This window comes from Luteimonas salinisoli (genome assembly GCF_013425525.1).
GTDB lineage: Bacteria > Pseudomonadota > Gammaproteobacteria > Xanthomonadales > Xanthomonadaceae > Luteimonas > Luteimonas salinisoli.
Genome location: NZ_JACCKA010000093.1, coordinates 382 through 26,207 on the forward strand (window position 1 = coordinate 382; position 25,826 = coordinate 26,207).

The window sequence follows — 25,826 nt, forward strand, 5'->3', positions numbered from 1 at the left end:
GTCGAAAGCGCACCGCCCGGCCGCCCTCCACGCCCCCAGACATTCGCATCGCCACCGCCAGGACGCCCCCCGCAACCATGACCAAAGCCTCCGACCTGTTCGTCTCGGCACTAGAAGCAGAAGGCGTGGAAGTCGTCTTCGGCATCCCCGGCGAGGAGAACCTCGACCTGCTCGAATCGCTGCGCAACTCATCGATCCGCCTGGTGCTCACCCGCCACGAACAGGCCGCCGGCTTCATGGCCGCCACCTGGGGCCGCCTGACCGGCAAGGCCGGCGTCTGCCTGTCCACGCTCGGGCCGGGCGCCACCAACCTCGTCACCGCCGCCGCCTACGCCCAGCTCGGCGCCATGCCGATGCTCATGATCACCGGCCAGAAGCCGATCCGCAGCAGCAAGCAGGGGCATTTCCAGATCGTCGACGTGGTCGACATGATGCGGCCGCTCACCAAGTACACCCGCCAACTGGTCTCCGCCGACACCATTCCGGCCCGCGTGCGTGAAGCCGTGCGTCGCGCCGAGGAGGAGCGCCCCGGCGCCGTGCACCTCGAGCTGCCGCAGGACATCGCCGGCGACGATACCGACGCGCGGCTGATCCCGGCCTCCGCCTCCCGCCGCCCGCTGGCCGAGCACAAGGCCATCGACGCGGCGGCGCGCGCGATCCGCCAGGCGCGCCGCCCCCTGCTGATGCTCGGCGCCGGCGCCAACCGCAAGACCACCGCCAGCATGCTGTGCGGCTTCATCGACAAGCTGCGCATTCCCTTCTTCAGTACCCAGATGGGCAAGGGCGTGCTGGACGAGACCGGCCCGCTGTGGATGGGCAACGCGGCGCTCTCCGACCACGACTTCGTCCATCGCGCCATCGACGCTGCCGACTGCATCATCAATATCGGCCACGACGTGATCGAGAAGCCGCCGTTCTTCATGCGCGAAGGACGCCGCACCGTGATCCACGTGAACTACGCCGGCGCCGAGGTCGACCCGGTGTACTTCCCGCAGATCGAAGTGGTCGGCGACATCGCCAATGCGGTCTGGCAGCTGACCGAGGCCCTGGAGCCGCAGTCGCACTGGGATTTCGCCTGCTTCGACCGCGCCCGCGGGGCGATGCTGGCGCATCTCGACGACCGCGCCGGCGACGACCGCTTCCCGATGGTGTCGCAGCGCATCGTCGCCGACGTGGCCGCGGCGCTCGGCCCGGAGGACATCGTCTGCCTGGACAACGGCCTCTACAAGATCTGGTTCGCGCGCAACTTCCGCTGCCGCCGTCCCAACACCCTGCTGCTCGACAATGCCCTGGCCACCATGGGGGCCGGGCTGCCCTCGGCGATCGCCGCCCGCATCGTCCATCCCGACCGCAAGGTGGTCGCGGTCTGCGGCGACGGCGGCTTCCTGATGAACTCGCAGGAACTCGAGACCGCGGTGCGCCTGGGGATCGACCTGGTGGTCCTGGTGGTGCGCGACGACGCCTACGGCATGATCAAGTGGAAGCAGCAGCACGAGGACTACCCCAACTTCGGCATGGACCTGGGCAATCCGGACTTCGTGAAGTACGCCGAGGCCTACGGCGCTCGCGGCCACCGCCCGTCGTCCGCGGCGGAGTTCCTGCCGCTGCTGCGCCGGGTCCTGGAAACGCCGGGCGTGGACCTGATCGACGTCCCGCTCGACTACAGCGACGACGACCGCATCCTCAACGACGACATCCCGCGGCTGAGCGCAGCGGTGGCCTGAACATGCCCTCACCACACCCGCCCCCCGTAGAGCGGAGCTCGCTCCGCTGCTCCCGGCTCCGGAGCCTGCGCAGCCGAGCAAGCTCGGCTCTACAGGGGCTGGGCGGATCGTGCGGCGTCTCGCCCCGAAGCCCCGTAGAGCGGAGCTCGCTCCGCTGCTCCCGGCTCCGGAGCCCCCGCAGCCGAGCAAGCTCGGCTGTACGGGGGCGCTTCACTCGCACGCCAGCCTGAGCGGACCCGCCGCATACGCGCCCATCAAGTACGCGCCCATCAAGCACGAGGATCGACCATGGCCAAGCCGAAGAAGCCCAAGACCAGCCGCCAGAACCGCTCCGGCCTGGCCCGCAGCTACCCCTACTACCTCGCCAACCTGCCGGTCACCGCCAACACCGACCTCGAGGTGCACGACAAATACTCGGGCAAGCTGGCCACGCGTACCGCATTCGGAGACGCGACGACGATCCGCAAGGCGATCGTCGCCGCCTACCGCGCGCGCGAGCCGATGGCGGAATTCTCGCCCGACCGACGCCGCGACGTGCTCGAGCACTGCATGCGCCGCTTCGAAGAACGCGCCGAGGAGCTGGCCCTGGCGCTGTGCATCGAGGCCGGCAAGCCGATCGGCGACGCCCGCGGCGAGGTCACCCGCCTGATCGACACGTTCCGCATCGCCGCGGGAGAAGCCACCCGCATCGACGGCCAGGTGCTCGAACTGCAGATCTCCGAGCGCACCCGCGGCTACCGCGGCATGGTCAAGCGCGTGCCGATCGGCGTGTGCAGCTTCATTACCCCGTTCAACTTCCCGCTCAACCTGGTGGCGCACAAGGTGGCACCTGCGATCGCCGCCGGCTGCCCGTTCGTGCTCAAGCCTGCCGCCAAGACCCCGGTCGGCGCGCTGATCATCGGCGAGGTGCTGGCCGAGACCGACCTGCCCAAGGGCGCGTTCTCGATCGTCCCCTGCAGCAACGAGGACGCCGCCGCGCTCACCGAGGACGAGCGCATCGCCCTGCTCAGCTTCACCGGCGGCCTGGTCGGCTGGGAACTCAAGGCCCGCGCCGGCCGCAAGAAGGTGGTGCTGGAGCTGGGCGGCAACGCCGCCTGCATCGTCGACGCCGACCCCGGCGCCGATCTCGACCACGTGGTCGACCGCATCGTCTTCGGCGCCTACTACCAGTCGGGCCAGAGCTGCATCAGCGTGCAGCACGTGCTGGTCCACCGCGACCTCTACGACGCCGTGCGCCGCAAGCTCAAGGCGAAAGTGGCGAAGCTGCGCATGGGCGACCCGCGCGACGAGAAGACCTTCATCGGCCCGGTGATCGACGAACAGGCCGCAGAACGCATCCAATCGTGGGTGGACGCAGCGCTGAAGGGCGGCGCCAAGCGCATCGCCGGCGGACCCCGCGACGGCAACATGCTGCCGGCCACGCTGCTGGAGAAGGTGCCCCGCGACTGCGACCTCTATCGCCAGGAGGTGTTCGGCCCGGTCGCCTGCCTGCAGCCGTTCGACGACTTCGAGGACGCCCTGGACACCGTCAACGCCAGCGAATTCGGCCTGCAGGCCGGCGTGTTCACCGCCGATCTCGGCCACGCGATGCGCGCCTGGGACCGGCTCGAGGTCGGCGGCGTGATCGTCGGCGACGTGCCCAGCTTCCGCGTCGACAACATGCCCTACGGCGGCATCAAGCAGTCGGGGCTCGGCCGCGAAGGCGTCCGCTACGCGATCGAGGACATGACCGAGCACCGGCTGCTGGTCATCCGGGGGTAACCGGCACCGGCGCGCACGGCCGGGCACTTTTTGTGCCCGCCGTCCCCTTTTTGAAGGCTGCTGGAGCGCGGTGCGCGGCTGGTGGCCCGAGCCGTGGAAGTCGCGGCGGCATGCCGCCGCCTGCGAGTCGCGACCCGCAGCGCCGCGCAGCGACGGCCGTCGCTGCCACCTGAACAGCAAGGCGGACGATGCCGGCGCATGCCCCAGACCCGGATCTGCCCGCGAACCACCGGCCGCACCGCGGCGGCGGGGTCGGCCGCGCTCCCGACCAAAGTCCCTCTTCCCATCCTCACCCGCGCGGTGCTACAACCCGGCCCGGGTGGTCATGAAACCGTCATGTTCGCCCGGACAGGGGGACGAAGGCCGTCTGCGGACGGCTAATTTCGCGTTTTTCGGCCTTTTCCGGGGAGAGCCACCATGAATCGTCCTGTCCGTGCGCCGCGATGCGCGCAGCGTTCCACTCCGTTCCGGGCGCCCCTGTGCGCCGCCCTGCTGCTGGCCTTCCAGGCACAGGCGCAGGAGCCCGCGCCGCCGCCGGCGCAACAGGACGAGGCCACCACGCTCGATGCCGTCCAGGTCCTTGGCTCGCGCGTGCGCGGGCGCACCGCCGCCGAAACCGCGGCACCGGTGGACGTGATCAGCCGCGAGCAGCTGGAGAAGGCCGGCGTGCAGGAAATCGGCCAGATGCTGCAGGTGCTCGAGCCGAGCTTCAACTTCTCGCGCACCTTCGTCAGCGACGGTACCGACATCATCCGCCCGGCCACCCTGCGTGCGCTGGGCCCCGACCAGGTGCTGGTGCTGGTCAACGGCAAGCGCCGCCACCAGCAGGCGCTGGTGAACGTGCAGCAGACCATCGGCCGCGGCTCGGCCGGCACCGACATCAACGCCATCCCGATCTCCGCCATCGAGCGCGTCGAGGTGCTGCGCGACGGCGCCGCGGCGCAGTACGGTTCGGACGCGATCTCCGGTGTGATCAACATCGTCCTCAAGAGCGCCACCGGCGTCACCACCGGCAGCTTCGAGACCGGCCAGACCTACGAGGGCGACGGCACCGTGCTGCACGGCGGCGTCAACACCGGCTTCGCCCTGGGCGCGGACGGCTTCCTCAATCTCACCGCCGAGTACCGCGACCGCGAGGAGACCAACCGCGCCGGCCCCGACAGCGCGCGCGTCGATCCGCCGCGGGTCACCCAGCGGCTCGGCGATGCCGACGCCAAGGATGCGTACTTCTGGCTCAACGGGGGCCTGCCGGTGGCGGCCGGCGAGCTGTACTGGTTCGGCGGGCTGTCGCGGCGCGAGGGCGACTCGTCCGGATTCTTCCGCAGCGGCGGCGACAATCGCAGCGTGCCGGAACTCTATCCGGACGGCTTCCTGCCGAACATCATCACCACGGTCGAGGACGAATCGCTCGCCGCCGGCTACCGCGCGCCTTTCGGCGAGGGCTGGGAGTGGGACGTCTCGGTCAACCACGGCCGCAGCCGCTTCGAGTTCGACGAACGCAACTCGGTCAACGTGAGCTGGTGGTACGAGCCCTTGGACCCCGCCGATCCCACCGGGCCGCGTTTCGAAGAGTCCCCGCTGGCGGCGCATACCGGCGCCCTGGAGTTCGACCAGACCACCGTGAACCTGGACGTCCGCGGCCCGATCGACTGGGGCCTGGGCAGCGAGCCGCTGTACCTCGCGGCTGGCCTCGAATACCGCCGCGAGGGATACGCGATCGAGGCCGGCGACCCGGTCTCCTACGCCTACGGGCGCGGCAACGATCGCAGCATCCCGATCCTCGGCCAGACCGGCGAGGTCGCGCAGCCCGGCATCCAGGGGTTCCCCGGCTTCTCGCCAACCGAGGCGGTGGACGAAAGCCGCCACAGCCAGGCCGTCTATCTCGACGCCGAATCCAGGTTCGACAGGCTGCTGCTGGGCGCCGCGGTCCGCCACGAGCGCTACTCGGACTTCGGCAATACCACCACCGGCAAACTGTCCGCGCGCTTCGACGCCACCGACACCTTCGCCGTGCGCGGCACCGTGGCCAGCGGCTTCCGCGCCCCCGGCGTGCAGCAGCTGTTCTACGGCCAGCGCTCCACCAATCTCAACGCCGACGGCGTGCTCACCGACACCCTGACCGCCCGCCAGGACAGCGAGGTCACCCGCGCCTTCGGCATCGCGCAGCTGAAGGAAGAGGAATCGACCAGCGCCACCCTCGGCATCGCCTGGACGCCGAGCGAGCGCTTCGCCCTGACCGTCGACGTGTTCCGGATCGACATCGACGACCGCATCATCTTCTCCAGCAACATCGCGCCCGAGAGCACGGGCACCGACGGCGCGCCCTGCGTCCCGGACAACGCCAACTGCCCGATCCGCGCCATCCTCGACCCGATCGGCGTCGGCCAGGTGCTGTTCTTCACCAACGCCATCGACACCCGCACCGAGGGCGTGGACGTGGTGGCCGACTTCAACACCGAGGCCGCCGGGGGGATGCTCGAGCTCACGGCGCTGCTGCACTGGAACCGCACCGAGGTCACCGATCGCCGTTCCCAGTCGGACATCCTGTCCCCGGAAGCGCTGTTCGACGACACCCAGGTGACCCTGGTCGAGGAAGGCCAGCCCGGCAACCGCTACATGCTGCAGGGGGTCTACCGTATCGGTGCCTGGGACTGGACCCTGCGCGCCAACTACTACGGCTCGGTCGCCGGCGAGGGCTTCACTCCGGGCTTCAAGCAGAAGTGGGACGGGCAGACGCTGTTCGACGCTTCCGTCGCCTGGCAGGCATCCGACAAGCTGCGCTTCACGATCGGCGCCAACAACCTGCTCGACACCTATCCCGACAAGTGGGACCCGGTGAACGCGGCGCCCTTCCCGCAGCTGGGCTTCCTGTACGGGTGGGAGACGCTGCCGTTCGGCATCAACGGCGGCTACTACTACGCCAAGGTGAACTTCAGCTTCTGAACGGACATCCGGCGGCGCGCCGGCGCGGCCGGCATCGACCATCCCGGCACCGGCGCGGAACCGGCGCCGGCTGCTGCGGGTCTAGTCCCTCGCTGCGCCTACCCGCCGGTAGCTGGTCTCGACCGCCTTCGCTTCGGCGCCCTGCGGCGGCACGTTGTACATGGTGACCACCAACTCGTCGTCGGAGGGCTGCACCAACTCCGTGCGCCAGCCCCAGCGCGGGCCGCCGCGGCCGTCGCCGTAGCTGCCGCGCACCGAGAACGCCTCGCCCTCGGCCGGCGCCGTGGAGTACATCACCGAGGTGCCGGTGTGGAAGCTGTCCACCCAGGCGCTCTCATAGGCGCGCTCGTCCAGGTGCAGGCCGTAGATCGCGGCCCCGGACGAGGCCTGGTCGCCCTCGCCGGCCTCGTACTCGTGCAGCAGGAATCTCCCGCCGGCGATGGCGCGGATGGTGCCGCGCTGGGGCAGCTCCATCGCCGGCGGCTGGCCGGGCTCGAACCAGACCCGGGTGGTTCCCTCCCAGTCGCCGCACATCCCGCAGAGGCGATGATGGCCGCCGCCTTCGGCGCACGAAGCCTCGAATGCGTTGCTGCCCATGTCAGTTCTCCGCCGCTTTTCCGGGAGAGTGTCCCACCATTGCGACAGGCGGTCACGGGCGGCCCCGAGATCCAATCTGGGATGGGTTGGCAGGCCCGATAATCCATTGTCCGGCACGACTCACGACTGTGCTCGACCGAAGTCGCTCAACTCAAAAGCAGGGTGATTCGCGGGCTTCGGAGCCAGCGACGCCCGGGCCGGGATATGCTCCCCGGCTCGGTCGGGCCATCCATGGCCCGACTCGCCGCCGCAGACCATCCCTGGTCTGCTGTCCGCATATGCCCGGCCCGGGCGCCGCACCGGTCATTTCCTTTCGGATGCTCGGTAGTCCATCCCACCGAAGCTCAACAACGTCCAAGCGTGAGCCGCGCCGGGGGTGTTGCGGAGAGCTGCACATGGATGTGCAGCGGCCCTGAGTCCGGCCATGGATGGCCGGACCGAAGGGCGGAGCAACACCCCCGGCTCGGCTCACGCCCCGCGCGCTCGACCGAAGGCGCTCTTCTAAGGAGCGTCTGCCAAAAGCGGCTATTCACTAGCGCAGCCCCGTGGCGACGGTGACGGATCCTCGCACCGGATGGGACTGCCTGGCGCGGATCATCGCGACCGAAGGAACTGCCTGGCGCGCTATCGGACCAGGCTGGCGCCGCCGGTCATCGGCACGAAGCGCACCGGCGCGACCATGGTGTCGGTCACGGTGCCGTCGGCGGCCTTCTCGATCAGGCGCAGCTCCTGCAGCGCATGCACCGGCCCCACCGGAATCACCATCCGCCCTCCCGGCCGCAACTGTTCGACCAGCGCCTCGGGCACCCGGTCGGGCGCGGCGGTGACGATGATCGAATCGAACGGCGCGTGCTCGGGCCAGCCGGCGTAGCCATCGCCCGCCCGCACCGTGACGTTGTCGTAGCCCAACTCGTCCAGCACCTTGGCGGCACGCCGCGCCAGCGGCTCGACGATCTCGATCGTGTACACCTCGGCCACCAGCGGCGAGAGCACCGCCGCCTGATAGCCCGACCCGGTGCCGACCTCGAGCACCCGGTGCTCCGCCCGCGGCTCCAGCAGTTCGGTCATCAGCGCGACGATGTAGGGCTGCGAGATGGTCTGGCCGTGGCCGATCGGCAGCGGATGATCTTCGTAGGCGCGCGCCGCGTGGCCCTCGCCGACGAAACGGTGCCGCGGCACCGCGCGCATCGCCGCAAGCACCCGCTGATCGCCGATGCCACGCGCGGCGATCTGCCGCTCGACCATGAGCTCGCGCGCCGTCGCGCTCGGGTCCGGACCGCGATCGCCCGGAGGCTGCGCGCCGAGCGCGGCCGGCCCGCAGAGCAATGCCGTGCCGAGCAGGCACAGCAAACGCCGAGAGCCGGCGCGGGACGCCGGACGTCGCCGGGACGAGACCGCCACGCAGCCAGTGGACGCGATCATCGGGACACCTCCCTCGCTTCGCACCGATACCGCGATGGTGCCCGCGACCGGGTGAAACGGCCGTGACCCGCCCGGGCGGCGCGCCGGCAGGCCCGCCTCAGTCCGCTGGCCGCGGGTGCCCGTACAGGAAACCCTGGCCGTACTGGCAGCCCAGCTGCAGCAGGGTCTGGCGCTGCTGTTCGGTCTCCACGCCCTCGCCGATGGTGTCGATGCCCAGGGTGCCGGCCAGGGCGAGGATCGCGCGCACCAGCGCCAGGCTCTCGGCGCGGGTCTCGCCGTCCAGGCCGGCGACGAAGCTCTGGTCGATCTTCAGCGACTGGATCGGGAAGCGGTGCAGATAGGACAGCGCCGAGAAGCCGGTGCCGAAATCGTCGAGCAGCGCCAGCACTCCACGCTCGCGCAGGAGGCGGAGCATGCGCAGCGCCCGCGGCGCATCGTCAAGCAGCGCCACCTCGGTCAGCTCGATGCGCAGGCGGCGCGGATCGGCGCCGGCATCGTCGAGCAGCCGCAGCAGCCGCTCGGCGAAATCCTCGGAGTGGAAATGCCGCGGCGAGACGTTGATCGAGACGTAGCCATCGGGGTGGCCGCCGAGCCAGCGCACCACGTGCGCGTACATCAACCAGTCGACCTGCTCGATCAGGCCGCTGTCCTCGCCCACGCCGATGAAGTCCGCGGGCAGCAGCGGCCCGCGCAGGTCGTGATTCCAGCGCAGCAGAGCCTCGTGTCCGACCACGGCGCCGTCCGACAGCCGCACGATCGGCTGGAAGTAGGGCACGAACGCGTCGCTGATGATCGCCCGGCGCAGGTCCGCCTCCAGGTCGAGCAGCCGCGTGGCCTCGGCGCGCATCGCCTCGTCGAACAGCGCGCTGCGATCGCGGCCGCGGGCCTTGGCGCGGTACATCGCGGCGTCGGCGTCGCGCAGCAGCTCCTCGCCATGGCGATAGCGCGGCTGCCAGATGGCGATCCCGATGCTCGCCGAGGGGAACAGCTCGCGGCCCGCCACCCACACCGGACTGGACAGCGCCTCGAGCACGCGCGCGGCCACCGCCTCGGCCACGGCGGGCGTGTCGACGTCCTCGAGCAGGATCGCGAACTCGTCGCCGCCCAGCCGCGCCACCACGTCGGTCGTGGCCAGGGTGCGGCGCACGCGACGCCCGGCCTCCACCAGCAGCTCGTCGCCCGCAGCATGGCCGACGCTGTCGTTGACCAGCTTGAAGCGGTCCAGGTCGAGGAACAGCACCGCGAACGGCGAAGTGCCGGGCTCGTGCATGCGCGCGATCGCGGCGTCGAGGCGCTCGAGCAGGTGCTCGCGGTTGGGCAGGCCGGTCAACTGGTCGTGGCGCGCCTGGTGGATCAGCCGCTGCTCGGCGCGCAGTCGCTCTCCGATCTGCGCGCGCAGCTCGCGGTTGGCGTCCTCGAGCTCCCGGGTGCGCGCCTCGACCCGGAACTCGAGCTCGGCGTGCGCGGCCTTCAGCGACTCCTGCGCGCGCTTGCGCGAGAGCGCCCCGCCGATGTGGTGCGCGACGAAGGTCAGCAGCTCCTGGTCGCGCTCCTCGAACACGATGCCCGGCGAGTAGCTCTGCACCGCGATCGCGCCGATCACGGTGCCGTCGCGCGCCAGCGGCACGCCCAGCCAGCAGTGCGCGCGCGTGCCCCGGCTGCGCACGTTCCCGCGCGACTCCAGACTGGCGATGGTGTCGCGGTCGGCGAGCAGCGGCTGGCCGCTGGTGACGACGAACTCGGTCAGGCCGTTGGTCATCCGCCGCGGCTGCCTCACGGGGTCGCGCTCGTCCACCGAATAGGGAAACTCGATGCGCTCGCCGTCGGGCGCGAGCATGGCGATGTAGAAGTTCTCCGCGTACAGCAGCCCGCCGACCACCTCGTGCACGTCCTGGTAGAAGCGCTCCAGGCTGCCGGCGGTGACCGACATCTCGCTGATGCGGTACAGCGCCCGCTGCAGGCGCTCGGCGCGCTGACGCTCCACCACCTCGGCCTGCAGCACCAGGTTTGCGTGCTGCAGCTCGCCGGTGCGCTCGTCGACGCGGCGCTCCAGCTCGGCGCGGGCATGGTTCCTGTCCAGCGCGGTGAGGATGTGCTGTGCCACGTACTCGAGCAGCGCGCGGTCCTCCTCGGTGTAGCTGCCGGGGCGGTCGTAGTTCTGCACCACGATCGCGCCGCAGACGCGGCTGTCGCGCCGCATCGGCACGCCCAGCCAGTCGGCGCTGTCGGGGCCGTGCGCCGCATCGCGCTCCACCCCCAGCGCGGCGCGGATGCGTTCGGACGGGCCCATCATCGGCTGGCCGTGCCGCAGCAGCGCCACGGTGATGCTGTTGGGCATCCCGTCCAGCGCCAGGTCTAGATCCGGCTGCGCGGTCCACGGATCGATCTGGTCGGCGAAGTACAGGAAACGGACCGTCTCGCGCAGGTCGTCGTACAGGACGATGTAGAAGTTCTCGGCCGACATCAGCGTGGCGACGACGGCGTGGATGCTCGCCAGCATCTGGTGCATTTCCCGCGACGACCCCGACAGGTCGGCGATCTCGTAAAGCGCCTGCTGCAGGCGCTCGGACTTCTGCAGCGACCGCACCTGCAGCCGCGACAGCTCCGATTGCACCAGCGCGCCGATCACCCGCCCGGCCAACGCGCGCCAGGTACCGGTGACGTCTTCGCCGATCCCGCGCCCCTGCTCCACCGCCACGCTGACGCGGGTCTGGCCGTCCTCCCACAGCACGTCGGCGGGCGAGGCCGGTCCCGGGCCGGTCCCGGCCAGCGCGCCCTCCGCGCGGGCGCGCAGGGCGGCGCCGGCACCATCGCTGGCGGCGGAGCCGCTGCCCAGGTGCGGATCGCGCCAGCACACCGCCAGGCCGGAGCCCGGGGACAGCAGACCGCCGAGCATCTCGATGAGCGCCTGCAGGCCATGCCCGGACGCCGGCGCAGCCGGCGAGCCTTGCCGAATTCCGTCCACACCCGCTCCGTTCCGGTCCCCTGCCCCAAGCATAACGGCAGACGCCCGCGCTTTCGGCAATCGACCCCGCTGCCCCGCCCGGCACGTTATCGCGGACATGACGCAGATCACGTCCTGCCGCCCTCCCCGCCCGCCCCTGCGGCCGCATCCGGGCTTCACGCGCGGCTCGTCACCGCTTAACCTGCCGGCGGTGAACGACGCCGACTGCCAGGATCAGGACGAAGCCACCGACGCGGCGCTGATGCTGGCATGGGTGCGCGGCGAGGCCACCGCGTTCGAGCGCCTGTACGCGCGCCACCGGACGCGCCTGTATCGGTTCCTGCTGCGCCAGCTGCGCGACGGCGCGCTGGCCGACGAGGCCTTCCAGGACGTCTGGCAGCGGGTGATCGCCGCCCGCGACGGCTGGCGGCCCGAGGCCGCCTTCGCCACGTGGCTGTACCGCATCGCCCGCAACCGCCTCGCCGACCACTGGCGCGCCCGTTCGCACCGCCCGCCCGCGCCCGACGATGCCGACGAGCGCATCGCGCGTGTACCCGACGACGACACCCCGGAACGTAGTCTTTCGGAGTTCGAGGAGCGCCGAACCCTGCAGCTGGCGCTCGACGAACTGCCCGAGGAGCAGCGCGAGGTGGTGCTGCTGCGGCTCGAGCAGGAGCTGACGCTCGAGCAGATCGGCGAGATCACCGGCGTCGGCCGGGAGACGGTGAAATCGCGCCTGCGCTACGCGATGGACAAGCTGCGGACGAGGCTGAACGCATGACCCGTGACCGCGAACCGCTGACGCCCGACGAGCGCGCCCTGGCCGACCGCCTGGCGCGCAGCGCGCCGCGCGCGGAGCCTTCGCCGGCGCTGGACGCACGGATCCTGGCGGCCGCGCGCGCCGCCGCACGCCCTGCGGCGGGCGGCGGGTCCGGCGGTTTGGACGGGCGCGGACGGCGCCCCCGCCGCCGCTGGCCGGCCACGCTCGGGATCGCCGCCTCGCTGGCCCTGGCGCTTGGGATCGCCTGGCAGCTCCGGCCGGTGCCCGAATCGCTTCCCGCCGTGCCGCGGGCGGCGGAGTCGGCCGCCGATGCGGCCGATGCGCCCGCTGCCGCGAGACCTGCCTCCGCGCCTCCCGACGATGCGGCGCAGGTGCGCGCGCCCGATCCGCATCGGGAGGTTCGCACGCTGCCAGCGCCGCCGCCGCTCCGCGCCGAAGCGCCCCCGCCCGCGGCCCGCTCCGAGCCGACCCCGCAGCCTTCCGCCGCCTCGGCCGAGGCCGAGGCCGAGGCCCGGCAGGCGCGGTCCCGCGAGAACGAGCTGAAGGCCACCGAAGCGCGTGTGGCGGAACAGCGGGGGCAGGCGGCGCGCATGTACGAGGCCGCGCCGCAACAGACGCCCGTGCCGCTCCCTTCCCCGCCGCCGGCACCGCCGGCGCCGGCGGCGGCGGCGGCGGAAGCTTCCGGAGCGGAGAGCTCCCGGGTCGCCGCGCCCCCGCCGTCGGTACAGCGCACGCTGGCACCTGTCGCGGCGCCCACCGATACCGATACCGATACCGGCACCGCCATCGGTCGCGAGCGGGTGCCTGGAGCTGCGGCGACCGCCGAGACCGCCCCGGTCCTGCGGACGGAGGAACAGGACGTGTTCCTCGACCAGCCGCTGGACGACGCCCCGCCGGCCACGGCCGACTCGCCGCAGGTCCACCGCGCCTGGCTCGCGCGCATCCGCGAACTGCGCGACCAGGGCGAGCACGAGGCCGCGCGCGAAAGCCTGCGCGAGTTCCACCGCCGCCACCCCGGGGCCGAACTGCCCGAGGACCTGCGCGGGCTGCTCGAGGAATGAGCCTGGATACGCTCGCGGCCCCGGCGCAACACGACATCGTGGTCAGGCACAGCCGGTTCCTCGCCCGGGCGGTAGCGGTGGAGGGAACCGCACAGGCGCAGGACTGGCTGCGGCAGGTCGCGGTCGCCGACGCCACCCACAACTGCTGGGCCTGGCGGGTCGCCGGCGAGTACCGCTCCAGCGACGACGGCGAGCCCGCCGGCACCGCGGGACGGCCGATCCTCGCCTCCATCGACGGGCAGGGCTTCGACCGGGTCGCGGTGGTGGTCACGCGATGGTTCGGCGGCGTCAAGCTCGGCGCCGGCGGTCTGGTGCGCGCCTATGGCGGCGCCGCGGCCGAATGCCTGCGCCTGGCCGAACGCCTGCCGCTGGTGGCACAGCTGGAACTCGCCGTGCATGCCGGCTTCGACGACCTGGGCGCGGTGCACGCAGCCCTCGAATCCTTCGCCGCGGAGAAGCTCGACGAGATCTTCGCCGCCGACGGCGCGCATTTCCGCGTGCGCCTGCCCGCGCTGCGCGCCGACGACTTGAAAAACCGCCTGCGCGACGCCACCCGTGACCGGGTACGTTTCGAACACGACCGCGCCTGAGATCCCGCCCGGGTTCGACCCTTCCACGTCCGCATCGGCTGCATCCGGCGCGACTCCAGGAACTTCTCCGAACCCGATGGCCGACGCCTCTCCCGATCCGCAGCCCCGCGCTTCCCCCGCAGACGCCGCCGAGGCCGGGGCGAAAGCGCCGGTCGGCACCCTGCGCACGCTATGGCCGTTCGTGCTGCGCCAGCGCGGCCTGCTCGTCGCCTGGCTGCTGGCGCTGGCGGCCTCGTCGGCGGCCACGCTCAGCCTGCCGGTGGCGGTGCGGATGATGATCGACCGCGGCTTCGACAGCGGCAGCAACATCGACGCCGCGTTCGCGCTGCTGTTCCTGGTGGCGGTGGCGCTCGCGATCGCCACCGCGGCGCGGTTCTTCTTCGTCTCGCTGCTGGGCGAGCGCGTGATCGCCGACCTGCGCAACCGCCTGTACGCGCACCTCGTCGGCCTCGATCAGGCGTTCTACGAACGCACCCGCAGCGGCGAGCTGGTCTCGCGCCTGTCCGCCGACACCGAACTGCTGCGCGGCGTGGTCGGCTCCGGGATGTCGGTGGCGCTGCGCAGCGTGGTGATGGTGCTCGGCAGCATGGCGATGCTCGTGGTCACCAGCCCGCGCCTGGCGGCCTACACTCTGGTCGGCATCCCGGTATTCGTGCTGCCGCTGGTGCTCGGCGGGCGCCGGCTGCAGAAGATCTCACGCAGCGCCCAGGACCGCGTCGCCGACGCCAACACCCTGGCCGCCGAGACCCTGGGCGCGATCCGCACGGTGCAGGCGCACGCCCGCGAAGGCTGGGAGCGCGGCCGCTTCGCCGAGGCCGTGGCGCGCTCGGTGGCGACCGCGCGCAAGCGCATCGGCGTGCAGGCGATCGTCACCGCGGTGGCGATCACCGCCGTCTTCGGCGCGATCACCATCGTGCTGTGGTCGGGCGCGCACGACGTCGCCGCGGGCGCGCTGACGCCGGGCACCCTGGGCCAGTTCGTGCTGTACGCACTGCTCGGCGGCGGCTCGGTGGGCGCCCTGGCGGAAGTCTGGAACGAGCTGCAGCGCGCCGCCGGCGGCATGGGCCGGATCAACGAACTGCTGGTCGAGACCTCCACCCTGCAGGCGCCCGCGCGCGCGCAGGCGCTGGCGGCGCCGGTGCGCGGCGAGCTGCACTTCGACGATGTGACCTTCCACTACCCGGCGCGCGCGGACGCGCCTGCACTGGAAGGATTCTCGCTGCACGTGCGGCCTGGGGAGACCGTCGCCCTGGTCGGCCCCTCCGGCGCCGGCAAGAGCACCGTGTTCGCGCTGCTGCTGCGCTTCCACGATCCGCAGTCCGGTACGGTGCGCGTCGACGGCGTCGACGTGCGCGCGCTCGACCCGGTCGCCCTGCGCGAACACATCGCGCTGGTTCCGCAGCAGCCGACCATCTTCGCCGCCAGCGCGCGCGACAACATCCGCTACGGCCGCCTGGAGGCCGACGATGCCGAGGTCGAAGCCGCGGCGGCATCCGCCGAGGCGCACGCCTTCCTCGCCGCCCTGCCCCACGGCTACGACGAGCAGCTGGGCGAGCGCGGCGCGCGCCTGTCCGGCGGCCAGCAGCAGCGCGTGGTGATCGCCCGGGCGCTGTTGCGCGACGCGCCGATCCTGCTGCTCGACGAAGCCACCTCGGCGCTGGACGCGCAAAGCGAGCGCGCGGTGCAGCATGCGCTGGAGAACCTGATGCAGGGCCGCACCACCGTGGTGATCGCCCACCGCCTGGCCACCGTGCTCAAGGCCGACCGCATCGTGGTGATGGACCGCGGCCGCATCGTCGCCGAGGGCACCCACGAGGCGCTGCTGGCGGAGGACGGGCTGTACGCGGACCTGGCGCGGCTGCAGTTCCTGGGCTGAGGCCGGCGGACCGCCTTCCGCAGCGCCGGTGCTCCTGAAACCCGCGGAGCCGGCCGTGGCCCAGGGCCCGACCACCCCTGTAGGAGCGGCCCATGGCCGCGAAGGCCGCGGATGGCTCCGTTCGGCCAGGTAGCGATACCAGGCGTCCGTCCTGCTGCCTCGGCTTTCGCGTGCATGGCACGCTCCTACGGGAAGCCGCTGCGGCAGCGCGGCTCAAAGCCAGTCGGTGATGCCCTCGCGGCGGCAGGCTTCCTGGAACGCCGGGCGCGCCTTCATCCGCTCGGCGTGGGCGCGCAGCGCCGGCCATCGGTCGCTGGGTCGCGGCATGTTGCGCGACCAGCGCATGAGCATCGTGAGCAGAAAATCCGCCGCCGAGGGACGCTCGCCCAGCAGGTAGGGCGCGCCGCCCTCGAGTTGATCGGACACGCGCTGCCATGCCGCTTCGATGCGCTCGCGCGCATGCGCCTTCGCGTCCAGCTGGCCGGCTTCGCCGGCCGGCTCTTCCGGATAGAACCAGGCACGGTAGGCCGGCAGCAGGGTGTTGGCGCAGAAGCAGATCCAGCGGTAGTAGCGCGCCCGCTCCACCGTGCCCGGGGCCGGCGCCAGCTGCGCATCGGGGTACAGGTCGGCCAGGTGCATGACGATCGCGGTCGATTCGGTCAGCACCTCGCCGTCGAGCACCAGCGTCGGCACCACGCCCGCCGGGTTGAGCCGGAGGTATTCCGGCGACTTCTGCTCGCGCCGGTCGAAGTCGAGCGCATGCAGCTCGTGCGCCACGTCGAGCTCGATCAGCAGCCAGTGCACCACCAGCGCGGCAGTGCTCGGGGAGTAGTACAGCGTCGCGGTCATGCGGCCTGGTCCTTTGAACGCGGCCCCGCATTATGCGCCTTCGCCGCCGCACCGATCGCGGCGATGCCGGTTCAGGCCGGCTCGACCACCACCGGGATCCTGCCGATCCGCGCCTGCCATTCGCGCGGACCGGTCCGGTGCACCGACTCGCCGGCCGAATCCACCGCCACCGTGACCGGCATGTCCTGCACGGTGAACTCGTAGATGGCCTCCATGCCCAGGTCCTCGAAAGCCACCACGCGCGCCGCCCTGATCGCCTTGGACACGAGGTAGGCGGCGCCCCCGACCGCCATCAGGTAGACCGAACGGTGCTTCCTGATCGCCTCGATCGCCGTCGGGCCGCGTTCCGCCTTGCCGATCATCCCGAGCAAGCCGGTCTGCGCCAGCACCTGGTCGGTGAACTTGTCCATGCGGGTGGCGGTGGTGGGGCCGGCCGGGCCGACCGCCTCGTCGCGCACCGGATCGACCGGGCCGACGTAGTAGATGAAGCGGCCAGCGAAGTCGACCGGAAGCGGCTCGCCGCGGTCGAGCATGCCGACGATGCGCTTGTGCGCGGCGTCGCGGCCGGTCAGCAGCCTGCCGTTGAGCAGCAGCACCTCGCCGGGCTTCCAGCTCGCGACCTCGTCGCGGGTCACGCTGTCGAGGTCCACGCGGCGCCCCTTGGAGGCATCGTAGGTCAGCTTCGGCCAGTCCTCCAGCGACGGCGGCTCCAGCGCCACCGGGCCGGAGCCGTCGAGCACGAAGTGCGCGTGGCGGGTGGCCGCGCAGTTCGGGATCATCGCCACCGGCAGGTTGGCGGCATGGGTCGGGTAGTCGCGGATCTTGATGTCGAGCACCGTGGTCAGGCCGCCGAGGCCCTGTGCGCCGATGCCGAGCGCGTTGACCTTGTCGAAGAGTTCCAGGCGCAGCTCCTCGAGCCGGTTCGACGGCCCGCGCGCGCGCAGGTCGACGATGTCGATCGGTTCCATCAGCGCCTCCTTGGCCAGCAGCATCGCCTTCTCGGCGGTGCCGCCGATGCCGATCCCGAGCATGCCCGGCGGACACCAGCCCGCGCCCATCGTCGGCACGGTCTTCAGCACCCAGTCGACGATCGAGTCGGACGGGTTGAGCATGGCGAACTTCGACTTCGCCTCGGAGCCGCCGCCCTTGGCGGCGACGATCACGTCGACGATGTTGCCGGGCACCACCGACACGTTGACCACCGCCGGCGTGTTGTCGCCGGTGTTGCGGCGACGGCCGGCCGGATCGGCCAGCACGCTGGCGCGCAGTTTGTTGTCCGGGTGGCCGTAGGCGCGGCGCACGCCTTCGTTGACCATGTCCTCCACCCCCATGGTCGCGTCCCAGCGCACGTCCATGCCGATCCTGAGGAACACGGTGACGATGCCGGTGTCCTGGCAGATCGGCCGGTGGCCCTCGGCGCACATCCGCGAGTTGATCAGGATCTGCGCCATCGCGTCCTTCGCCGCCGGGCTCTCCTCGCGCTCCCACGCCACGGCGAGATTGCGGATGTAGTCGACCGGGTGGTAGTAGCTGATGTACTGCAGGGCGTCGGCGACGCTCTGGATGAAGTCGTCCTGGCGGATGACGACGGGCTGGGGACTGATCACGGCGGCCTGCGGATTGGCGTGGGCAGCGGCCATTTTACCGCAGCGCACAACGCCCCGGCCCCGGAACCACGCTGTCCGACCGTCGCCCCGGCGACGCCGGGATCCTGGGGCTCGACGCTTGCGGCCCCGGTGCACCCGACAGCATGCTCAACAGCTGCCGCGGGCGTCGACCTGGTGCGGGTGGCGAGCAACGTTCCAGGCACCAGGCTCTTCGCCGAGCCGCGAAACTGCGCCCCGGCCCGCTTCCTGTCGCTGTCACGCCCGCGCGCTCCCGAACGTCCACCCGAGCATGAGTCCACACGACCAGACCTTCGAGACCCATCGCCCGCGCCTGCTGGCCCTCGCCTACCGGATGCTCGGCACGCGCGCCGACGCCGAGGACGCGGTGCAGGACGCCTGGCTGCGCTGGCGCCAGGCCGACCACGCCGCGGTGCGCGACCCGGCCGGGTGGCTGGTCGCCGCCGTCACCCGGCTCGGCATCGACCGGCTGCGCCTGGCGCGGACCGCGCGCACCGACTATGTCGGCCCGTGGCTGCCGGAACCGCTCACCATCGACGACTCGCCCGGCCCCGCCGGCCGCGCCGAGATCGCCGAACAGGTGTCGCTGGCCTTCCTCGCGCTGCTCGAGCGCCTGGGCCCGGAGGAGCGCGCGGCGTTCCTGCTGCGGGAGGTGTTCGACTACGACTATGCGCGCATCGCGGCCATGCTCGGCCATGGCGAGGCCAACTGCCGGCAGATGGTGCACCGGGCCCGGCAACGCGTGCAGGCCGGCCGCGCCCGCTTTCCCGACGTCGCGCCCGAGCGTCATCGGGAACTGCTCGAGCGCTTCGTCCAGGCCTCGGCCAGCGGCGATCGCGAGGCGATCATGGGGCTGCTGCATGCCGACGCGCGCCTGCTTTCGGACGGCGGCGGCAAGGCCGTCGCGGCGCTGCGGCCGCTGCAGGGCGCCGAGCGGATCGCCCGGCTGTACTGGGCGGCGGCACGACGCGTCCCCGCGGCCGCGCATTGGCGGATCGGAAACGTGAACGGCGAACCGGCCGGGCTGCGCTTCCTGCATGGCCGGCTGCAGATGATCACCATGATCGTCAGCGACGGCGACCGCATCGTGGAGGTGCTCAACCAGATGAATCCGGACAAGCTGCGCCTGCATTGACCGCGGGTGTCACGCCCGCGCTCGCCGGCCCGTCCTCGCGGTGAAGCGGCCACGGTGGCCGCGCTTTCCGGAGCTCCCATGTCGCAACGACCACGCATCCCCTATCCGAAGCTCGCCCCGAAGGCCTTCCGCGCCATGCTCGCGCTCGCCGAGTCCCTGCGCGAGAGCCGGCTCGGCCCGGGCCTGTCCGGACTGGTGAAGATGCGCGTCTCGCAGATCAACGGCTGCGCCTACTGCCTGGACATGCACGCCCGCGAGCTGCGCGAGGCAGGCGAGGAGCAGCGCCGGCTCGACACGCTGGCCGGCTGGCGCGAGAGCCGCCTGTTCGACGCCCGCGAGCGGGCCGCGCTCGGCTGGGCGGAGTCGCTGACCCGCATCGAGACCAGCGGCGCCGCAGACGCCGACTATGCGCCGCTGCTCGAGCACTTCGACGAGACCGCGATCGCCGAGCTGACCTTCCTCGCGGTGGAGATCAACGGCTGGAACCGTCTCGCGGTCGGGCTGCGTACGCCATTGCCCTGACCCGGGCGGCATGCCGCCCCGGATGCGTTCACGCGCCCGCCTGAAGGAGCGCGCCAGGTGCGAAGGCCGGCGTGGTGGGCGCCCACCCCGACGAAGCCTCGCGCGGCGTTCGCGGCCATGGACCGGCCCCGCGATGGGGCGAACGTGGGATCAACCGTCCAGCCGCCGCCCGCTCTCCGGGTCGAAGAAATGCAGTCGCCCCCGTGCCGCGCGCAGCGGCAGCGCGGTGCCGGGCTCGGGCAGCTCGCCCGGCGGCAGCCGCGCGACCAGGGCATGGGTGCCCAGGGTCATGTTGACGAAGACCTCGTTGCCGACCGGCTCGACCACGTCCACCGCCGGCGCGAAAACCTCCACGTGCCCTTCCGTGGCGTCCGCTTCGCCGTCCCCACCCCGCAACAGGTGCTCGGGGCGGATCCCGAGGTCCACTCGCGTTCCGAATCGAGCCTCGGGCACATCGCCGGCGGGCAGCGGCAGACGCGCCCCCTCGTCCAGCCGCAGCGCCGGGCCATCCTCGCGCACCAGGGTGCCGCGCAGCACGTTCATCGCCGGGCTGCCGAGGAAGGTGGCGACGAACAGGTTGGCCGGCCGCTCGTAGAGCGCCATCGGCGCGTCGATCTGCTGGATGCGCCCGCGGTCGAGCACCACGATGCGCTGGCCCAGGGTCATCGCCTCGATCTGGTCGTGGGTCACGTAGACCATGGTCGCGCCGAGGCGGCGATGCAGGCGCGCGATCTCCACCCGCATCGACATGCGCAGCTTGGCGTCGAGGTTGGACAACGGCTCGTCGAGGAGGAACACCTGCGGCTGCCGCACCAGCGCCCGTCCCAGCGCCACGCGCTGGCGCTGTCCGCCCGACAGCGCCGCCGGGCGGCGCTGCAGCAGCGCCTCCAGCTCCAGGAGGCGGGCGGCATCGTCCACGCGCGCGGCCACCGTCGCGCGGTCGTGCCCGCGCAGCTTCAGCCCGAATGCCAGGTTCTCGGCCACCGTCATGTGCGGGTACAGGGCGTAGCTCTGGAACACCATGGCGATGTCGCGATCCTTCGGCGCCATGTCGTTCACCACCCGCTCGCCGATGCGCAGGGTACCGGCGCTCACCGCCTCCAGGCCCGCGATCATCCGCAGCAGCGTGGACTTGCCGCAGCCCGAGGGACCGACCAGCACCAGCAGTTCGCCATCGGCGACTTCGAAGCTGGCTTCCTCGACGGCGACGAAACCGTCCGGATAGACCTTGCGCACTCGCTCCAGCTGGACTGCGGCCATTCGCCCCTCCACGTGGTGCCCACGTTTTTCCGGACAGCATGGGGATGCGTCCGGCCCGATCCGCGACGGCGGACGATGACACTCGCTCGACGCTTGCGGTATTCTGCCATGTAATCGTTTACATACACGCAGATGGCAGCTGGAGGAAGGGCAAGATGAGCCAGACGGGCAAGGATTTCCGGTTTCCGGAGGGGTTCCTGTGGGGCGCGGCCACCGCCGCCCACCAGATCGAGGGTTCGCCCCTGGCGGACGGCGCCGGGCCGAGCATCTGGACCCGCTTCGCCCATACCCCCGGAATGACCCACAACGGCGACACCGGCGACGTCGCCTGCGACCACTACCGCCGCTGGCGGCAGGACGTGGCGCTGATGCGCGAGCTCGGCCTGAAGGCCTACCGCTTCAGCGTGTCGTGGTCGCGGATCCTGCCCGAGGGCACCGGGCGGGTGAACCAGTCCGGCCTGGATTTCTACTCGCGGCTGGTCGACGCCCTGCTCGAGAGCGGCATCGAGCCGCTGCTCACCCTGTACCACTGGGACCTGCCGGCCGCCCTCGACGATCGCGGCGGCTGGCTCAACCGCGACAGCGCCGACTGGTTCGCCGAATACGGCAGTGTGCTCTACCGCGCCCTCGACGGCCGGGTGAAGAAGTGGGTCACCCTCAACGAACCCTGGGTGGTCACCGACGGCGGCTACCTGCACGGCGCATTGGCACCGGGCCACCGCAGCCGCTACGAGGCGCCGATCGCCTCGCACAACCTGATGCGCGCCCACGGCGCGGCGGTGCAGGCCTATCGCGCCGACGGCGCCCACGAGATCGGGCTGGTGGTGAACATCGAGCCGAAGTACCCGGCCAGCGACGGCGCCGAGGACGCCGGGGCGGTGGCGCGCGCGCATGCCTACATGAACGAGCAGTACCTGCACCCGGCGATGCTCGGCCGCTACCCGGAACGGATGCGCGAGATCTTCGGCGACGCCTGGCCGGAGTGGCCGCAGGCCGACTTCGAGCTGATCCGCCAGCCGCTCGACTTCGTCGGCATCAACTACTACACCCGCAGCGTCACCCGTGCCGACGACAGCTATCCGCTCCGGGCCGGGGCGGTGCGCCAGCCGCTGGGCACCTATACCGAAACCGGCTGGGAGGTATTCCCGCAGGGACTGACCGACCTGCTGCTCTGGTTCAAGGACACCTATGGCGACACCCCGGTGTACGTCACCGAGAACGGCGCCGCCTTCTTCGACCCGCCGGTGGCCGAGGACGACCGTATCCGCGACCCGCTGCGCACCGCCTACCTGCGCAAGCACCTGCGTGCCATCCACGAGGCGATCGAGGCCGGGGTGGACGTGCGCGGTTACATGGTCTGGTCCCTGCTGGACAACCTGGAGTGGTCGTTGGGGTATTCCAAGCGCTTTGGTATCGTTCATGTAAATTACGAAACCCAGCAGCGCACCCCCAAGGACAGTGCGCGCTGGTATGGTCGCGTGATCGCCAGCCACGGCAGCAGCCTGGCGGACCCGCTACCCGACTGAGACCAACCCCACCGGAGTAGCGATGCACGACACCCTGCTGCTGTTCGGCGCCACCGGCGACCTCGCCCAGCGCTATCTGTTCCCATCGCTGTTCCACCTGCTCCGCGACCACCGCCTGCCGGACTCGTTCCGGGTGATCGCGGTGGGCCGCAGCGATCACGACGACGAGGACTTCCGCGCCTGGCTGCGGCAGCGCCTGGACGACGGCGACCAGCGCGATGCCGAGGCGCTCGAGGACCTGCTGCGCCGCACGGTCTACCACGCGCTCGACCTCAACGACGCCGACGCCATGGCGGCCGCCCTGTCGCGCTACGCCGACCGCCCGGCGGTGAGCTACCTGTCGATCCCGCCCAACCTGTTCGAACCGGCCTGTCTCGGTCTCAAGGCCGCCGGGCTGCTCGAGGACCCTTCGCGCCTGGTGCTGGAAAAGCCGATCGGCCACGACCTCGCGTCGGCGCGCGGAATCAACGCCACCCTGCGCGCCAACCTCGACGAGTCGCGGATCTTCCGCATCGACCATTACCTGGGCAAGGCGCCGGTGCAGAACCTGCTGGCGCTGCGCTTCGGCAATACCCTGCTCGAGGGCGTGTGGGAGCGGCGCTGGATCGAGTCGGTGGACATCATCGTCGCCGAGACCGCCGGGGTCGACGGCCGCGAGGGCTACTACGCCGGCTACGGCGCGCTGCGCGACATGGTGCAGAACCACATGCTGCAGTTGCTCGCGCTGATCGCGATGGAGCCGCCGTCGACGCTGGACGCCGACAGCATCCGCGACGAGAAGCGCAAGGTGTTGCGTGCGCTGCGGCCGATGACCACCGCCGACGCGGCCCGCGACAGCGTGCGCGGGCGCTACGGCGACGGCGTGGTCGACGGCCAGGCGGTCAAGGGCTTCCGCCACGAGAGCGACGTGGAGACCTTCGTCGCGCTGCGCGCCTGGATCGACAACTGGCGCTGGGCCGGGGTGCCGTTCCGCCTGGTCACCGGCAAGCGTATGCCCGCACGCGCCACCGAGGTGGTGGTGTCGTTCCGGCCGGTTTCGCACTGGCTGTTCGAGCGCCCCAGCGCCGAACGCGCGCGGTCCAACCGCCTGCGCATGCGCCTGCAGCCGGAGGAGACCATCGAGCTCGGGCTGATGGGCAGCCTGGCCGCGCCGGAATGGGGCGCCACCGAGCTGCAGCCGATGTCGCTTGACCTGACCATGTCGCCCACGCCCAAGCGCCGCATCGCCTACGAGCGGCTGATGGTCGACGCGCTCAAGGGCGACCAGACCCTGTTCGTCCGCGACGACGAGGTCGAGGCCGCGTGGCGCTGGATCGACAGCGTCAGCGACGCCTGGCAGGCGGCGGGCGTCGCCACCCGTCCCTATCCCGCCGGATCGTGGGGCCCCGCCGAGGCGGCGGAATTCCTGCCCGGCACGCTCTCCGGCAACGGCGGGCGCCGACCGTGAACCAGGCCGGCGGCCACGTCCTGCTCGCCGACATCGGCGGCACCAACGCGCGCTTCGCGCTGGCCGACGTGACGCTGCCGCGGCCGCTGCTCGACGACAGCATCCGCAAGTATCCGGTCACCGAGTTTCCGTCGCTGTCCGACGCCGCCCAGCACTATCTCGGCCAGACCGGCGCCGCGGTGTGCGACGGCGTGTTCGCCGTGGCCGGGCGCGTCGACGGCGACGAGGCGCGCATCACCAACCATCCCTGGGTCATCTCGCGCCCGCGCCTGACCGGCCAGCTGGGACTCGGCGAGGCGCTGCTGATCAACGACTTCGCCGCCCAGGCGATGGCGATCCCGCTGCTGCGCGAGGCGGACGTGGCCGTCGTCGGCGGCGCCGCCTGGCGCCCGCACGACGGCGTCGCCGACTGCACCTACGCGGTGATCGGGCCGGGCACCGGGCTCGGCGTCGGCACCCTGGTCACCCGCGACGGCCGTCACTACCCGCTCGAGTCCGAGGGCGGCCACGTCAGCTTCCCGCCGGGGACGCCGGAAGAGCTGGCGATCCTGGACCGCCTGTCGCGGCAGTTCGGCCGGGTCTCCAACGAACGGCTGATCTGCGGGCCCGGCCTGGTCAACATCCACCGCGCGCTGTCGGAGATCGCCGGCGAGGATCCCGGGCCGGTGACCCCTGCCGACGTGACCGCACGCGCCCAGGCCGGGGACGCGCGCTGCATGCGCGCGGTCGACGTGTTCTGCGCGGTGTTCGGGGCGATCGCCGGCGACCTGGTGCTCACCGTCGGCGCCTGGGACGGGGTGTTCCTGACCGGCGGCATGGTGCCGAAGATGCTCGGCGCGCTGCAGCACTCCGGCTTCCGCCAGCGCTTCGAGCACAAGGGACGCTTCTCTTCCAACATGGCGCGGGTGCCGTCGGTGGCGGTACTGCACCCGGAGCCCGGGCTGCTCGGCGCCGCGGCGGTGGCGGGCCGCGTGTTCGCTGCCGAGGCCGCGCCATGAGCACGCCGCAGCCGCCCGCGGCCGGCACGGACCGGGACCCGGGATCGGTGCGCCTGCATGCCTACGACTCGGAGACCCAGTGGCTCTGGGGTGCAGCGGTCTCGATCTCGTCGGCGCTCGGACGCAGCCTGCAGGAACGCCCGCGCGCGCGCCTGCTGCTGTCCGGCGGCACCACGCCGGCGCCGGTGTACACCGCGCTGTCGAAGGCGCCGCTGGAGTGGGACCGCATCGACGTGGCGCTGGTCGACGAGCGCTGGTTGATGCCCGACGACCACGACAGCAACGCGTATCTGGTGCGCGAATCGCTGTTGCAGCGCAACGCCGCCGGCGCGCGCTTCGAGACCCTGACCCGCGCCGGGCGCAGCATCGAGGAGGCGGTCGCCACCGCCAACATGCATGCCCAGCAGCCGGCCGACGTGGTGGTACTCGGCATGGGCGAGGACGGCCACACCGCCTCGTTGTTCCCGCGCATGCGCGACCTGGACCGGGCGCTCGCCAGCAGCACGCCCTACGTCGCCGCCGATGCCAGCGGTTGCCCGGGCGCCGGACAATGGCTGCGCCGCATCAGCCTGACCCCGGCGGGCCTGCGTCCGGCGCACACCCGCCTGCTGCTGATCCGCGGCAGGAAGAAGCGCGAACTGCTGGACCGGGTGCTCGCGGGCGACGATGCGCACGAGTTCCCGGCGCGCATCGCCTTCACCACCCCGGGCGCACCCTTGCACGTGCACTGGTGCCCCTGACCGTCGCCGGCGCGGCTCGCCGACG

General features: G+C 71.7%; 19 protein-coding genes. 13 read left to right on the forward strand and 6 right to left on the reverse strand.

The features are described 5' to 3' along the window. Positions 1-77 precede the first annotated feature (77 nt). From H0E84_RS18755 to H0E84_RS18765, 3 genes are all read left to right on the forward strand, one after another. Positions 78-1,724, forward strand: a complete 1,647-nt coding sequence (locus H0E84_RS18755) for an acetolactate synthase large subunit (RefSeq protein ID WP_180680185.1) — start codon at positions 78-80, stop codon at positions 1,722-1,724. 288 nt (positions 1,725-2,012) lie between these two features. Further along, on the forward strand, positions 2,013-3,485 hold the full coding sequence (locus H0E84_RS18760; RefSeq protein WP_180680186.1) for an aldehyde dehydrogenase family protein: 1,473 nt from the start codon (positions 2,013-2,015) through the stop codon (positions 3,483-3,485). Positions 3,486-3,902: 417 nt separating this feature from the next. Next, positions 3,903-6,428, forward strand: coding sequence for a TonB-dependent receptor plug domain-containing protein (locus tag H0E84_RS18765; protein ID WP_180680187.1), 2,526 nt, complete (start codon positions 3,903-3,905; stop codon positions 6,426-6,428). Positions 6,429-6,509: 81 nt separating this feature from the next. Here the strand turns inward: H0E84_RS18765 and H0E84_RS18770 are convergent, their stop codons facing one another. The 3 genes from H0E84_RS18770 to H0E84_RS18780 form a co-directional block, all read right to left on the reverse strand. Next, entirely contained in the window at positions 6,510-7,025 is a 516-nt protein-coding gene (locus H0E84_RS18770; RefSeq protein ID WP_180680188.1) for a DUF1579 domain-containing protein, read from the reverse strand. A 624-nt stretch (positions 7,026-7,649) separates the two neighbouring features. Then, positions 7,650-8,270 carry a protein-L-isoaspartate(D-aspartate) O-methyltransferase gene (locus H0E84_RS18775; RefSeq protein ID WP_180680271.1) on the reverse strand — a complete coding sequence of 207 codons (621 nt, stop codon included), beginning with the start codon at positions 8,268-8,270 and terminating at the stop codon, positions 7,650-7,652. 274 nt (positions 8,271-8,544) lie between these two features. After that, positions 8,545-11,412 carry a bifunctional diguanylate cyclase/phosphodiesterase gene (locus H0E84_RS18780; protein ID WP_345776353.1) on the reverse strand — a complete coding sequence of 956 codons (2,868 nt, stop codon included), beginning with the start codon at positions 11,410-11,412 and terminating at the stop codon, positions 8,545-8,547. Positions 11,413-11,653: 241 nt separating this feature from the next. Here H0E84_RS18780 and H0E84_RS18785 point away from each other — a divergent pair, with 241 nt between their 5' ends. The 4 genes from H0E84_RS18785 (at position 11,654) to H0E84_RS18800 (ending at position 15,699) form a co-directional block, all read left to right on the forward strand. Beyond that, positions 11,654-12,172 carry an RNA polymerase sigma factor gene (locus H0E84_RS18785; RefSeq protein WP_257644313.1) on the forward strand — a complete coding sequence of 173 codons (519 nt, stop codon included), beginning with the start codon at positions 11,654-11,656 and terminating at the stop codon, positions 12,170-12,172. Then, positions 12,169-13,233 carry a hypothetical protein gene (locus H0E84_RS18790; RefSeq protein WP_180680190.1) on the forward strand — a complete coding sequence of 355 codons (1,065 nt, stop codon included), beginning with the start codon at positions 12,169-12,171 and terminating at the stop codon, positions 13,231-13,233. The genes H0E84_RS18785 and H0E84_RS18790 overlap by 4 nt, the downstream gene beginning before the upstream one ends. Next, positions 13,230-13,823 carry an IMPACT family protein gene (locus H0E84_RS18795; RefSeq protein WP_180680191.1) on the forward strand — a complete coding sequence of 198 codons (594 nt, stop codon included), beginning with the start codon at positions 13,230-13,232 and terminating at the stop codon, positions 13,821-13,823. Before H0E84_RS18790 ends, H0E84_RS18795 begins: the two co-directional genes overlap by 4 nt. 76 nt (positions 13,824-13,899) lie before the next feature. After that, positions 13,900-15,699 carry an ABC transporter transmembrane domain-containing protein gene (locus H0E84_RS18800; RefSeq protein ID WP_180680192.1) on the forward strand — a complete coding sequence of 600 codons (1,800 nt, stop codon included), beginning with the start codon at positions 13,900-13,902 and terminating at the stop codon, positions 15,697-15,699. Positions 15,700-15,912: 213 nt separating this feature from the next. Here the strand turns inward: H0E84_RS18800 and H0E84_RS18805 are convergent, their stop codons facing one another. Together H0E84_RS18805 and H0E84_RS18810 are read right to left on the reverse strand one after the other, a co-directional pair. Beyond that, entirely contained in the window at positions 15,913-16,548 is a 636-nt protein-coding gene (locus tag H0E84_RS18805; protein WP_180680193.1) for a glutathione S-transferase family protein, read from the reverse strand. 71 nt (positions 16,549-16,619) lie between these two features. Next, the gene (locus H0E84_RS18810) at positions 16,620-18,188 is read right to left on the reverse strand and encodes a fumarate hydratase (RefSeq protein ID WP_180680194.1); all 1,569 of its coding nucleotides are present in this window, start codon (positions 18,186-18,188) and stop codon (positions 16,620-16,622) included. Positions 18,189-18,444: 256 nt separating this feature from the next. Here H0E84_RS18810 and H0E84_RS18815 point away from each other — a divergent pair, with 256 nt between their 5' ends. Beyond that, on the forward strand, positions 18,445-19,308 hold the full coding sequence (locus H0E84_RS18815; protein WP_180680195.1) for an RNA polymerase sigma-70 factor: 864 nt from the start codon (positions 18,445-18,447) through the stop codon (positions 19,306-19,308). 78 nt (positions 19,309-19,386) lie between these two features. Beyond that, positions 19,387-19,830 carry a carboxymuconolactone decarboxylase family protein gene (locus H0E84_RS18820; protein ID WP_180680196.1) on the forward strand — a complete coding sequence of 148 codons (444 nt, stop codon included), beginning with the start codon at positions 19,387-19,389 and terminating at the stop codon, positions 19,828-19,830. A 150-nt stretch (positions 19,831-19,980) separates the two neighbouring features. Here H0E84_RS18820 and H0E84_RS18825 read toward each other — a convergent pair whose 3' ends face one another. Further along, the gene (locus tag H0E84_RS18825; RefSeq protein ID WP_180680197.1) at positions 19,981-21,090 is read right to left on the reverse strand and encodes an ABC transporter ATP-binding protein; all 1,110 of its coding nucleotides are present in this window, start codon (positions 21,088-21,090) and stop codon (positions 19,981-19,983) included. Between the two features lie 155 nt (positions 21,091-21,245). Here H0E84_RS18825 and H0E84_RS18830 point away from each other — a divergent pair, with 155 nt between their 5' ends. The 4 genes from H0E84_RS18830 to pgl are packed head-to-tail and all read left to right on the forward strand — an operon-like array spanning position 21,246 to position 25,801. After that, entirely contained in the window at positions 21,246-22,616 is a 1,371-nt protein-coding gene (locus H0E84_RS18830) for a GH1 family beta-glucosidase (RefSeq protein ID WP_180680198.1), read from the forward strand. A 22-nt stretch (positions 22,617-22,638) separates the two neighbouring features. Next, the gene (gene zwf / locus H0E84_RS18835) at positions 22,639-24,063 is read left to right on the forward strand and encodes a glucose-6-phosphate dehydrogenase (RefSeq protein WP_180680199.1); all 1,425 of its coding nucleotides are present in this window, start codon (positions 22,639-22,641) and stop codon (positions 24,061-24,063) included. Beyond that, positions 24,060-25,061 carry a glucokinase gene (gene glk / locus H0E84_RS18840; RefSeq protein ID WP_180680200.1) on the forward strand — a complete coding sequence of 334 codons (1,002 nt, stop codon included), beginning with the start codon at positions 24,060-24,062 and terminating at the stop codon, positions 25,059-25,061. Before zwf ends, glk begins: the two co-directional genes overlap by 4 nt. Then, positions 25,058-25,801 carry a 6-phosphogluconolactonase gene (gene pgl, locus H0E84_RS18845; RefSeq protein WP_180680201.1) on the forward strand — a complete coding sequence of 248 codons (744 nt, stop codon included), beginning with the start codon at positions 25,058-25,060 and terminating at the stop codon, positions 25,799-25,801. Before glk ends, pgl begins: the two co-directional genes overlap by 4 nt. Positions 25,802-25,826: the final 25 nt, after the last annotated feature.

What these genes read in the sequence shown, in the direction of transcription:
- H0E84_RS18825 (WP_180680197.1), bottom strand. Translation starts at nt 21,090, where the DNA reads ATGGCCGCAGTCCAGCTGGAGCGAGTGCGCAAGGTCTATCCGGACGGT.
- zwf (WP_180680199.1), top strand. Translation starts at nt 22,639, where the DNA reads ATGCACGACACCCTGCTGCTGTTCGGCGCCACCGGCGACCTCGCCCAG.
- H0E84_RS18795 (WP_180680191.1), top strand. Translation starts at nt 13,230, where the DNA reads ATGAGCCTGGATACGCTCGCGGCCCCGGCGCAACACGACATCGTGGTC.
- H0E84_RS18755 (WP_180680185.1), top strand. Translation starts at nt 78, where the DNA reads ATGACCAAAGCCTCCGACCTGTTCGTCTCGGCACTAGAAGCAGAAGGC.
- pgl (WP_180680201.1), top strand. Translation starts at nt 25,058, where the DNA reads ATGAGCACGCCGCAGCCGCCCGCGGCCGGCACGGACCGGGACCCGGGA.
- H0E84_RS18805 (WP_180680193.1), bottom strand. Translation starts at nt 16,548, where the DNA reads ATGACCGCGACGCTGTACTACTCCCCGAGCACTGCCGCGCTGGTGGTG.
- H0E84_RS18830 (WP_180680198.1), top strand. Translation starts at nt 21,246, where the DNA reads ATGAGCCAGACGGGCAAGGATTTCCGGTTTCCGGAGGGGTTCCTGTGG.
- H0E84_RS18765 (WP_180680187.1), top strand. Translation starts at nt 3,903, where the DNA reads ATGAATCGTCCTGTCCGTGCGCCGCGATGCGCGCAGCGTTCCACTCCG.
- H0E84_RS18785 (WP_257644313.1), top strand. Translation starts at nt 11,654, where the DNA reads ATGCTGGCATGGGTGCGCGGCGAGGCCACCGCGTTCGAGCGCCTGTAC.
- H0E84_RS18760 (WP_180680186.1), top strand. Translation starts at nt 2,013, where the DNA reads ATGGCCAAGCCGAAGAAGCCCAAGACCAGCCGCCAGAACCGCTCCGGC.
- H0E84_RS18770 (WP_180680188.1), bottom strand. Translation starts at nt 7,025, where the DNA reads ATGGGCAGCAACGCATTCGAGGCTTCGTGCGCCGAAGGCGGCGGCCAT.
- H0E84_RS18815 (WP_180680195.1), top strand. Translation starts at nt 18,445, where the DNA reads ATGAGTCCACACGACCAGACCTTCGAGACCCATCGCCCGCGCCTGCTG.
- H0E84_RS18800 (WP_180680192.1), top strand. Translation starts at nt 13,900, where the DNA reads ATGGCCGACGCCTCTCCCGATCCGCAGCCCCGCGCTTCCCCCGCAGAC.
- H0E84_RS18775 (WP_180680271.1), bottom strand. Translation starts at nt 8,270, where the DNA reads ATGGTCGAGCGGCAGATCGCCGCGCGTGGCATCGGCGATCAGCGGGTG.
- H0E84_RS18820 (WP_180680196.1), top strand. Translation starts at nt 19,387, where the DNA reads ATGTCGCAACGACCACGCATCCCCTATCCGAAGCTCGCCCCGAAGGCC.
- H0E84_RS18810 (WP_180680194.1), bottom strand. Translation starts at nt 18,188, where the DNA reads ATGGCCGCTGCCCACGCCAATCCGCAGGCCGCCGTGATCAGTCCCCAG.
- H0E84_RS18790 (WP_180680190.1), top strand. Translation starts at nt 12,169, where the DNA reads ATGACCCGTGACCGCGAACCGCTGACGCCCGACGAGCGCGCCCTGGCC.